This is a genomic window from Candidatus Pelagibacter communis, from assembly GCF_001180105.1.
Classification (GTDB): Bacteria; Pseudomonadota; Alphaproteobacteria; order Pelagibacterales; family Pelagibacteraceae; genus Pelagibacter; species Pelagibacter ubique_K.
This window is the reverse complement of the sequence record NZ_CVSO01000048.1, coordinates 1-505: the sequence shown is the minus strand read 5'-3', so window position 1 is coordinate 505 and position 505 is coordinate 1. Positions and strand designations below refer to the sequence as shown.

The 505-nt window shown below is 35.2% G+C and carries 1 protein-coding gene; it reads left to right on the top strand.

The features are described from left to right. The coding region (gene dapA, locus AMN84_RS03575) for a 4-hydroxy-tetrahydrodipicolinate synthase (RefSeq protein WP_075483455.1) at positions 1 to 505 on the top strand (505 nt) is incomplete at both ends.

Here is a 505-nt window from a genome sequence, read left to right as displayed (position 1 = left end):
AAGAATAATAAAGTAGACGAAGATTGTTATATCAAACTAATAAATTTTCATATTGAAAATGGCACAAATGGTTTAGTTCCTGCAGGAACAACTGGTGAATCGCCCACATTGAGCCATGAGGAGCATGAAAAAGTCATTGAGCTTTGTATTAAAGAAGCAAAAGGCAAAATTCCGGTAATTGCAGGCACTGGATCAAATTCTACAACTGAAGCTGTGGCCCTAACAAAGCATGCAGAAAAGGCAGGAGCAGATGGCGTACTTGTAGTTACTCCATATTACAACAAACCAACACAGGAAGGTTTATATCAACACTATAAATCAATTAATGATAATACAAGCTTGCCAATTATTATTTATAATATTCCAAGTCGTTGCGTTATTGATATGTCAGTTGATACAATGGCAAGACTTTATGAACTTAAGAATATTGCAGGTGTAAAAGATGCGACAGGAGACCTAAATAGACTTGATCAAACTTTAAATAAATTGGGCCCCGATTTTATTC